The sequence below is a fragment of the Variovorax sp. 01T439_2 genome (genome assembly GCF_056398445.1).
In genome coordinates, this window is record NZ_JBFTPJ010000909.1 from 1 (window position 1) to 2,366 (window position 2,366).

Consider the following 2,366-nt stretch of genomic DNA (forward strand, 5'->3'; position numbering starts at 1 on the left):
GGACGGCCTGCAGCTCGTCGTTCGGCCGCGGGCGCGACAGCGCGAGCTCGGTGGTGCCGATCAGGTTRGCGAGCGGTGTGCGCAGCTCGTGCGCGACGTCGGCATTGAACGATTCGAGCTGCACATAGGCCTTCTGTACGCGCAGCAGCAGGGCATTGAACTGCGTGATCCACGGGTGCAGTTCGCGCGCGAACGCCGAGGCGTCGATGGGCTGGTTGATGTGGTCCGGCGTCAGCGCCGCGGTGCGCCCGGCCAGCGCTTCCAGCGGCCGCAGCCCGCGCCGCACCAAGTGCGCGCCGGTCAGAGAGACCAGCAGCGTGCCCAGCACGGCGGCCGCCAGCAGCGTCCATGCAAGCCGGCGCAGCAGCACCACGTCCCGTGCCACGTCGATGCCGATGCGGATCGAAAGCGGTGTGCCGCCGGCTGACCGGCCCCACGTGTGCACGAAGTCGCGCTGGAGCCAGCGTCCGCCTGCGGGCGGCTCGGAGCGGAAGAACACGCTGCCGTCGGACTGCCGCGCAATCGACAGGCGCACGTCGTCCTGCAGCGAGAAGAAGTCCTCGAGCTTGTGGCGCAGGAAGGAAAGGTCGCCGTCCTTCTCGCCTTCCTCGAGCAAGTGCCGCACCAGCTGCGCCTTGTGCTCGAGCTCGCCATCCTGTTTTTCGCCGAAGCTCCACGCCGTCACCAGGTAGACCGCGAGGCAGGCCACGCTCAGGCAGAAGAAGGCCTGCGCGGCAAACCAGGAGGTGAGCCGGTTGCGGATCGAGTGCGGCCTTGCCGGGCTCACGACCAGGAACGATCCTCGAGCACGTAGCCCATGCCGCGCACCGTGTGCAGCAGCTTGACCTCGAACGGGTCGTCGATCTTGCTGCGCAGGCGGCGGATGGCCACCTCGACCACGTTGGTGTCGCTGTCGAAGTTCATCTCCCACACCTGCTCGGCCAGCGTGCTGCGCGAAAGTATCTGCCCGCGGCGGCGCAGCAGCACCACCAGCAGCGTGAACTCCTTGGCCGTGAGGTCCAGCCGCGTGCGGTTGCGAAAGCACTTGCGGCTGGCCAGGTCGAGCTCCAGGTCGGCCAGCCGCAGCACGGTGGACTCCTGCGGCTTGCCGCGGCGCAGCAGCGCCTGGATGCGCGCCAGCAGCTCGGAAAAGGAGAAGGGCTTGACGAGGTAGTCGTCGGCGCCTTGCTGCAGGCCATTGACCCGGTCCTCGACCTTGTCGCGCGCGGTGAGCACCAGCACGGGCACGTTGCTGGTGCGCCGGATCGCCTGCAGCACCGCGAAGCCGTCGATGCCGGGGAGCATCACGTCGAGCAGGATCAGCGCGTAGTCGCCCTCGGTGGCGAGGTAGCGGCCTTCGATGCCGTCGCGCGCGATGTCGACCACGTAGCCGTTCTCTTCCAGGCCCTTCTTCAGGTAGTCGCCCAGCTTGGGCTCGTCTTCAATGACCAGAATTCGCATCGACGGATGTTAACGATGGGGCAGGAGCGCAGGAGGTTACGAATTCGTAATGAGAGCGACGGGCAAAAGCCCGCACGCCTGTCGTACATTGCGCCGCAACCTGCAAACCGCAGGGGCATTGCAGGCCAGCATGCCATATGCCGCCGATATACTTTTTGCTCCATGCGCCGCTGGCTCCTGATCTTTCTGCTGCTTGTGCTCCCGTTCCAGTTCAGCTGGGCGGCCTCGGCCGCCTATTGCCAGCACGAGCGCGACGCGCAGCCAGGCCACTGGGGCCATCACGAGCACGCACCGGACCGCAGCGCGGACGGTTCGCGCACCGACGATGCGCAGAAGAGCCCCGGCACCCAGCCCAATGCCGTGCTCGGCGATTGCGCCGCCTGCCACCTGGGGCAGGCGCAACACCTGCCGCCGGCAGCCGATCGCGCGCATGCGCCCTTGCCCGTCGGGCAGGCGCTGCGCGCCATGCCCGCCGAGCATTTCATCTCGCACATCTCCGAAGTGCCCGTGCCTCCTGCGTGGCCTCTCGCCCTTTGATTCGGCGAGAGAACAAGCACCCCCACCCTTGATACCCGACATCAGCCGCTGAGCCCTCTCGCCGAATTCGTCCGCCCGTTGTTTTGCAACCCAGGAGAATTCGATGCGCACGCTCTTCGTGCCGCTGGCCGTCATGGCCTTGGCGGTGCCCCCGGCATTTTCACAACCCGCTGCCGGTTCCAACCCTTCGCCGATCCGGCACACGGCCGCGGCAACGCCGGAGCCCGCCAGCCCGCTGGACTTGCGCAGCGCGCTCGCGCTTGCACTGCGCTTCAACCCGGGACTTTCGTCCGCCTCGCGTGAGCGCGAGGCCAGCGATGCGGCCGTGCTGCAGGCCGGTGCCTGGCCCAACCCGGTGTTCGATGCAC

Annotated in this window: 3 protein-coding genes and 1 pseudogene; 2 read left to right on the plus strand and 2 right to left on the minus strand. The window is 67.7% G+C overall.

The window, feature by feature from the left end; genetic code table 11:
- Both AC1DOC_RS29640 and AC1DOC_RS29645 read right to left on the minus strand, forming a co-directional pair.
- Window positions 1-787: histidine kinase dimerization/phospho-acceptor domain-containing protein (locus AC1DOC_RS29640; protein WP_478131121.1), on the minus strand; the 787-nt coding region annotated here is incomplete at its 3' end.
- Complete coding sequence (locus AC1DOC_RS29645) at window positions 784-1,461, minus strand: heavy metal response regulator transcription factor (protein WP_012748654.1); 678 nt, start codon at window positions 1,459-1,461, stop codon at window positions 784-786. The genes AC1DOC_RS29640 and AC1DOC_RS29645, both read right to left, overlap by 4 nt.
- Before the next feature lie 162 nt (window positions 1,462-1,623).
- Here AC1DOC_RS29645 and czcI point away from each other — a divergent pair, with 162 nt between their 5' ends.
- A complete protein-coding gene (czcI, locus tag AC1DOC_RS29650) occupies window positions 1,624-1,998 on the plus strand; it encodes a cation efflux protein, CzcI family (RefSeq protein ID WP_436311296.1) in 375 nt (124 codons plus the stop codon).
- A 103-nt stretch (window positions 1,999-2,101) separates the two neighbouring features.
- Window positions 2,102-2,366 (plus strand): annotated as a pseudogene (locus AC1DOC_RS29655) (cobalt-zinc-cadmium resistance protein); the annotation flags it as partial.

Coding starts and splice junctions, on each gene's coding strand:
- AC1DOC_RS29645 (WP_012748654.1), bottom strand. CDS start 1,461: ATGCGAATTCTGGTCATTGAAGACGAGCCCAAGCTGGGCGACTACCTG.
- czcI (WP_436311296.1), top strand. CDS start 1,624: ATGCGCCGCTGGCTCCTGATCTTTCTGCTGCTTGTGCTCCCGTTCCAG.